We start from the raw sequence: 7,373 nt of genomic DNA, 5'->3' as shown, positions 1-7,373 counted from the left end.
CTAATAGCGGAGCTATTCGGGCGTTTCGGCAACGCCGCGAGCGTGCGTGCCAGACGCCGCGGGGCAGGCGGGACTTTCGAAACACGCCCTAGGGCACATGCCGGCGGGCGCGCAGGGCCAGGCTCAACGCCAGTACCGTCTGCGGGTCGTCGAGGTCGGTGCCGAGCAACTCGCCGATCCGGGCGAGGCGGTTGTACAGCGTCTGCCGGTTCAGATGCAGTTCGCGGGCGGTCTCCGCCTTGCGCCCCGCATGCGCCAGATAGGTCTGCAGGGTCGGCAGCAGCGGCGGTTTGGAGCGGGCGTCGTGATCGCGCAGCGGGCCGATCGCGCGGTCCACGAACGCCGCGAGGTCGGGATGGTCGCGCAGCCGCCACAGCAGCAGGTCGATGTCCAGCCGCCGGGCGTCGTACCAGGGCCGGTCGGTGAGCCCCTGCGCCGCGGCCGCCGTCTCCGCCGCGTGCCTCAGGCTCGCCGAGGCCGCCGCCCAGCCGCCCGCGACCCCGACCACCACGACCGGCGGCAGCGCGCCGGGGCGCTGCATCCCGGCCCGTTCCACCCCGGCCCGCAGCGCGGCGGCGACCCGGTCGGCGACCGCCGGCCGCTCCGACTCCGTACGCAGGCCCAGCAGCAGCGGCACCCGGCCCTCGACCGGCCGTACGCCCAGCAGGACCGGAACGCCCACCGACGCCAGCTCCTCGGCGACCGCGCGCGCCAGCACCGCCCACCCGCCGCCCGGGGCGAGCGCCTCACCGAGCCGCATCACCACCGGCAGCAGCGGACCCTCGCCCGGTCGGAACCCCAGCACCCGCGCCTGGGCGGGCGCGTCCTCGGCGGCGATGCGCCCCTCGGCGAGGTCGGTGAGGAAGTCACCGCGGCCGCGGGCGGCCAGCTCCTCCTCCTGCCGGGCCTGCATCAGCACCACGGCGAGGATGCCCGCCGCGCGTTCGGCCGCGATCCGGTGCACCGGCGCCAGCGGCCCCCGTACCGGGAGCAGGACCAGCCGGGCCCGGACCGAACCGGTGCCCGGGCCGCCGCCCGGCACGTCCACCAGCACCGAACCGGCCGGCGGGGGCGGCACGTCCTTGTGCTGGCCGCGCAGGCCCTCCCACACCTGGAGCGGATCGGCGTTCTCCGGGCCCGCCCCGGCGGCGTACAAAAGTTGGCCGTCGGTGGTCTCCAGGAACACCGGGTTGCCGCTGAAGTCGGCGAGGATGCCCAGCACCTGCGGGATGCCGCCACCGCCCAGCAGGGCCTGAGTGCAGCGGCGGTGCACCTCCTCGGCCCGCTGGAGGAGCGCGTAGTGGCCGTTGACGATCTCGGTGTGGATCTCCTCGGTGACCGTCACGAACGGCACCTCGCGGTGCAGCTGGACCAGCGGCAGGCCGGTCGACCGCGCCGTGTCCACCAGCGCGGCGGGCAGCCGGGTGAAGCGCGGGCCCAACTCCACCACCAGGGCGGCGATCCCGCGCTCGGCGAGCGTGCGCACGAACGCGCGCTGTTCGGCCGGGCGGGTGCCCAGGCCGTAGCCGGTGGTCAGCAGCAGCTCGCCGCCCTTGAGCAGCGAGGCGATGTTGGGCACCTCGCCGGCGTGCACCCAGCGCACGGTGCGCCCCAGCCGGTCCGCGCCGGCCAGGATCTCCGGGAGCCCGCCGCGCAGTCCGGGCAGCTCCAGTGCCCGCTGCACGGTGATGCCGGCGCCCTGGGTGTCGAATCTGCTGTCCCTGCCGCTGTCCATGAGCCGGACGCTACCCGCGCCCGTGGCCGGGGGACATCTCCACCCGGTCACGGAAACGATCACACCGCCGGGCGGGAACGCGCACCCGGCCGGGCCGCGCGGGCCTCAACGGGGCCGGATGTTGTGGTTGAAGCGGAACACGTTGTCCGGGTCGTACTCCCGCTTCACCCGCTCCAGCCGCCGCTGGTTCTCCGCGCCGACCCCCGCGACGACTCGCTCCGGGCCCTCCGCGCCGATGAAGTTGAGGTAGACCGCCCCCGTGCTCCATGGCCGGGCGTCGGCGCGGACGTTCTTCACCCACTGGATGGCGCGCTCGTCGTCCGCGGCGTCCTCCCACATCCCGAAGGGGTGGGTGCCCCAGGCGGCGTCCCGGTAGGGCACCGGGAACTCGTGCGGACCGTCGGCGACGGCACCGCCCAGGGGGAACACCACATGGATCGTCCCGGTCGGCACGGGCATCGACTCCGCCCCGGCGCAGAACACGTCGACATAGGCGTCCGGCAGCCCGCCCAGGTACTCCGCCGACCAGTAGTTCCGCATCCCCGGCGGATCGTCGAGCATGCACTGCGCCTCGACGTACGGCATCGCCCCGACGATCTCCGCCTCGTGCGGCAGCGCCAGCAGCGGCTCGGCCACCTTGCGCATGTCCGCCTCGCCGCCGGCGTACGTCAGCACCGCCGCGCAGAGCAGCGTGCCCCGGAGGTGCGGCGGGCAGAACTCCTCGGGCGGCCCGGTCAGGTAGAGGACGCCGCCGCCCGCCTCGTTCGGCGCCACGGCCATCAGATCGCGGAAGGTACGCACGACGTCCCCGCCGAACTCCGGCAGGTACAGCAGGAGGGCGAGGGCGAACTCGGGCAGCTCGTACAGCTTCAGGGTGAGCGAGGTCGCCACCCCGAAGTTCCCGCCGCCGCCGTGCAGCGCCCAGAACAGCTCCGTGTTCTCGTCGGCGCTCGCACGGACCCGGCGGCCGTCGGAGGTGACCAGCTCCGCGGCGAGGAGGTTGTCCGCCGCGAGTCCGCTCCACCGCTCCAGCCAGCCGGAGCCGCCGCCGAGGACGAAGCCGCCGACACCGGTGGTGGAGACCCGGCCGCCGGTCGTGGCCAGCGCGTGCTCCTGGCAGGCCCGGTCCAGATCGCTCATCGTGGCGCCGCCCGCCACCCGTACCGCCTCGGCCGCCGGATCCACGGTGACCGCGCGCATATGGCGCAGGTCGACGACCACACCGCCGTCGTTCAGCGCCATCCCCGCCACGCTGTGCCCGCCGCCGCGCACCGCGACCGGCAGGTCCAGATCGCGGGCGAACCGCACCGAGCGCACCACGTCGTCCTCGTCCACGCACTGCGCGATCACCGCCGGGCGCCGGTCGATCATCGCGTTGAAGACGACACGGGCCTCGTCGTAACCGGGGTCCCCCGGAGCGAACACGTCGCCGCTGAGATCCTCGCGCAGCGCGGCGAGGGCCGCGCCCGCCTTCGAGAGGGAAGCCATGGCCGCCCCCCTTCCAGAAAGGGGGAAATGTCTGCTTCCAGCCTAGGCGGGCGCGCCTGCGCGGGCTCGTTCAGCCGCCGTACGCTCCCGAAGCCGTCAGGCGCAGGGCGGTGTCGATCAGGGGGACGTGGCTGAACGCCTGCGGGAAGTTGCCGACCTGGCGCTGCAGATGCGGGTCCCACTCCTCGGCCAGCAGACCGAGGTCGTTGCGGAGCGCGAGCAGCTTCTCGAACAGCTTGCGGGCCTCGTCGACCCGGCCGATCATCGCCAGGTCGTCGGCCATCCAGAAGGAGCAGGCCAGGAAGGCGCCCTCGTCACCGGGGAGTCCGTCGACGCCCTCGGCCTCGCCCTGGGTCGGGTAGCGCAGAATGAACCCGTCCGGTGTGGACAGCTCGCGCTGGATCGCCTCGATGGTGCCGATGACCCGCTTGTCGTCCGGCGGCAGGAAGCCCATCTGCGGGATCAGCAGCAGGGAGGCGTCCAGCTCCTTGGAGCCGTAGGACTGGGTGAAGGTGTTGCGCTCCCTGTCGTAGCCCTTCTCGCACACGTCCCGGTGGATGTCGTCGCGCAGTTCGCGCCAGCGCTCCAGCGGGCCGTCCGCGTCACCGGACTCGATGAGCTTGATGGTGCGGTCCACCGCGACCCAGGCCATGACCTTGGAGTGGACGAAGTGGCGGCGCGGTCCGCGGACCTCCCAGATGCCCTCGTCCGGCTCGTTCCAGTGGTCCTCCAGGTAGCGGATCAGCTTCAGCTGGAGCACCGAGGCGTAGTCGTTGCGGGCGAGGCCGGTCATGTGACCGAGGTGCAGCGCCTCGGTGACCTCGCCGTACACGTCCAGCTGGAGCTGGTGCGCGGCGCCGTTGCCGACCCGGACCGGCGCGGAGTTCTCGTAGCCGGGCAGCCAGTCCAGCTCCGCCTCGCCGAGCTCGCGCTCACCGGCGATGCCGTACATGATCTGGAGGTTCTCCGGGTCGCCCGCGACCGCCCGCAGCAGCCACTCGCGCCAGGCGCGGGCCTCGTCGCGGTACCCGGTGCGCAGCAGCGAGGAGAGGGTGATCGCCGCGTCCCGCAGCCAGGTGTAGCGGTAGTCCCAGTTGCGGACGCCGCCGATCTCCTCGGGCAGCGAGGTGGTGGGCGCCGCGACGATCCCGCCGGTGGGCGCGTAGGTCAGCGCCTTCAGCGTGATCAGCGAGCGGATCACGGCCTCCCGGTAGGGGCCGTGGTACGTACAGTGCTCGACCCACTCGCGCCAGAACTCCTCGGTCGCCTCCAGCGACTGCTCGGGCTCCGGCAGCGGCGGCGGCTGGTGGTGCGAGGGCTGCCAGGAGATGGTGAAGGCGATCCGGTCGCCGGGGGCGACGGTGAAGTCGGAGTACGTCGTCAGCGACTTGCCGTAGGTCTCGCACTCGGTGTCGAACCACACCGAGTCCGGGCCCGCGACGGCCACCGTACGGCCCTCGTGCTTGTGCACCCACGGCACGACCCGGCCGTAGGAGAACCGCATCCGCAGGGCCGAGCGCATCCGGACCCGGCCGGAGACGCCCTCCACGATCCGGATCAGCTGCGGCGCGCCGTCGCGCGGCGGCATGAAGTCGATGACCCGGACCGTGCCGCGCGGGGTGTCCCACTCGGACTCCAGGATCAGCGAGTCCCCGCGGTAGCTGCGCCGGGCGGCGGTCGGCGGCTCGGCGTCGGCCGCGTGGGCCGGGCCGAGACGCCAGAATCCGTGCTCCTCGGTGCCCAGCAGACCGGCGAAGATGGCGTGCGAGTCGAAGCGCGGCAGGCACAGCCAGTCCACCGTGCCGTCCCGGCAGACCAGCGCCGCGGTCTGCATGTCTCCGATGAGTGCGTAGTCTTCGATGCGCCCGGCCACGTGCAACTCCAGTCGAACGGCCACGTCACCCCCGCGGAAATGGGGGCGGTCGCTAGTGCGGTCAAGGGGTCGTTGTAATGCGTCGTCGAGCGGTGAAGCAAAGCAGCCGCTCCGCCGTGAGGCAAAACGCCGATGGTGCTCAACGAACTGACGAGCTCGCGTCGTTCCGGTCGTACGGGCTGGGGTGGTGCCGTCTCGCCGGTCCGGCTCGGCAGTGAGTGTCCGACGAGGATACGACGCACGTAGATGATCTGCGTGCCGCTCCGGGCAACGCGGGTGGGCCGAACGGGTGAGCAACGGGTGAGGAACCGGTGCGCCCGTGCGGGTGTGTGGCGACACGTGCGCGGAGCGTGCCCGGAAGCCATCGCCCCGAGGCGCTGATACCCTGGTAGCCCGTGGACCGGTGGGAGAAAAACCCCCGAACCGCAGCGACGGCGCCCCCGGAATCCCCGGTGGGAACGCCGGACCGCACCCCAGACCGCGACCACGGGAGCCCCGCTTTGGCCATGACGCCCAAATCCTCGACGACCAAGCACATCTTCGTCACCGGGGGTGTCGCCTCCTCGCTCGGCAAGGGCCTCACCGCCTCCAGCCTGGGCATGCTGCTCAAGGCGCGGGGCCTGCGCGTCGTGATGCAGAAGCTCGACCCGTACCTGAACGTCGACCCCGGGACGATGAACCCCTTCCAGCACGGTGAGGTGTTCGTCACGAACGACGGCGCCGAGACGGATCTGGACATCGGACATTACGAGCGCTTCCTCGACCGTGACTTGGACGGCTCCGCCAATGTCACTACAGGACAGGTCTACTCGACGGTGATCGCCAAGGAGCGGCGCGGCGAGTACCTGGGCGACACCGTGCAGGTCATCCCGCACATCACCAACGAGATCAAGCACCGCATCCGCCGTATGGCGACCGACGAGGTCGATGTAGTCATCACCGAGGTCGGCGGCACGGTCGGCGACATCGAGTCGCTGCCGTTCCTGGAGACGGTCCGCCAGGTCCGCCACGAGGTCGGCCGGGACAACGTCTTCGTCGTCCACATCTCGCTCCTGCCGTACATCGGCCCCTCGGGCGAGCTGAAGACCAAGCCGACCCAGCACTCGGTCGCGGCCCTGCGCAACATCGGTATCCAGCCGGACGCGATCGTGCTCCGCTGCGACCGCGAGGTGCCGACCGCCATCAAGCGGAAGATCTCGCTGATGTGCGACGTCGACGAGGACGCCGTGGTCGCCTGCCCCGACGCCCGCTCGATCTACGACATCCCCAAGACCGTGCACGGCGAGGGCCTGGACGCCTACGTCGTCCGCAAGCTGGACCTGCCGTTCCGGGACGTGGACTGGACGACCTGGGACGACCTGCTCGACCGCGTCCACAACCCCGACCACGAGATCACCCTCGCCCTGGTCGGCAAGTACATCGACCTGCCCGACGCCTACCTGTCGGTCACCGAGGCGCTGCGCGCCGGCGGCTTCGCCAACCGGGCCCGCGTCAAGATCAAGTGGGTCACCTCCGACGACTGCAAGACCCCGGCCGGTGCCAAGGCGCAGCTCGGTGACGTCGACGGCATCTGCATCCCCGGCGGCTTCGGCGACCGCGGTGTGCTCGGCAAGGTCGGCGCGATCAAGTTCGCCCGCGAGAACAAGATCCCGCTGCTCGGCCTCTGCCTGGGCCTGCAGTGCATCGTGATCGAGGCGGCCCGCAGCCTCGCCGACATCTCCGACGCCAACTCCACCGAGTTCGACCCCGCGACCGGCCACCCGGTCATCTCCACGATGGCCGAGCAGCTGGACATCGTTGCCGGTGAGGGCGACATGGGCGGCACCATGCGGCTCGGCATGTACCCGGCCAAGCTGGCCGAGGGCTCCATCGTCCGCGAGGTCTACGACGGCAAGGAGTACGTCGAGGAGCGGCACCGCCACCGCTACGAGGTGAACAACTCCTACCGCGCGGAGCTGGAGAAGAAGGCGGGCATCCTGTTCTCCGGCACCTCGCCGGACGGCAAGCTCGTCGAGTACGTCGAGTACCCCCGGGACGTCCACCCCTACCTGGTGGCGACCCAGGCGCACCCCGAACTGCGCTCGCGTCCGACCCGCCCCCACCCCCTGTTCGCGGGTCTGGTGAAGGCGGCCGTCGAGCGCAAGACGGGCAAGTGACACACGAGTTGTACGGTGACCGGGGTGGGCGCGGTATGGAGCCGCCCGCCCCCGGTTATGGATGGGAAGAGACGGCGCGGGGGGATTTTGTTGGTGGGGGTGGGCGGGGAAGAAGAAAAGA

At 71.7% G+C, this 7,373-nt stretch carries 4 protein-coding genes; 1 reads left to right on the top strand and 3 read right to left on the bottom strand.

Features of this window, described 5'->3' with window-relative positions; genetic code table 11:
* Nucleotides 1-88: 88 nt before the first annotated feature.
* From ABT296_RS38130 to ABT296_RS38120, 3 genes are all read right to left on the bottom strand, one after another.
* Nucleotides 89-1,735, bottom strand: coding sequence for a PucR family transcriptional regulator (locus tag ABT296_RS38130; protein ID WP_351934679.1), 1,647 nt, complete (start codon nucleotides 1,733-1,735; stop codon nucleotides 89-91).
* Between the two features lie 105 nt (nucleotides 1,736-1,840).
* The gene (locus ABT296_RS38125; RefSeq protein ID WP_351934677.1) at nucleotides 1,841-3,223 is read right to left on the bottom strand and encodes an FAD-binding protein; all 1,383 of its coding nucleotides are present in this window, start codon (nucleotides 3,221-3,223) and stop codon (nucleotides 1,841-1,843) included.
* A gap of 70 nt (nucleotides 3,224-3,293) precedes the next feature.
* A complete protein-coding gene (locus ABT296_RS38120; protein WP_351934675.1) occupies nucleotides 3,294-5,096 on the bottom strand; it encodes a glycoside hydrolase family 15 protein in 1,803 nt (600 codons plus the stop codon).
* Between the two features lie 506 nt (nucleotides 5,097-5,602).
* Here ABT296_RS38120 and pyrG point away from each other — a divergent pair.
* Nucleotides 5,603-7,252: a CTP synthase gene (gene pyrG / locus ABT296_RS38115; RefSeq protein WP_351934673.1), complete on the top strand. Its 1,650-nt coding sequence runs from the start codon at nucleotides 5,603-5,605 to the stop codon at nucleotides 7,250-7,252.
* The last annotated feature ends 121 nt before the right edge of the window (nucleotides 7,253-7,373 follow it).

The sequence above is a fragment of the Streptomyces sp. NPDC000983 genome (assembly GCF_040299205.1).
Lineage (GTDB): Bacteria > Actinomycetota > Actinomycetes > Streptomycetales > Streptomycetaceae > Streptomyces.
This window is presented reverse-complemented; position numbering and strand designations above follow the sequence as displayed.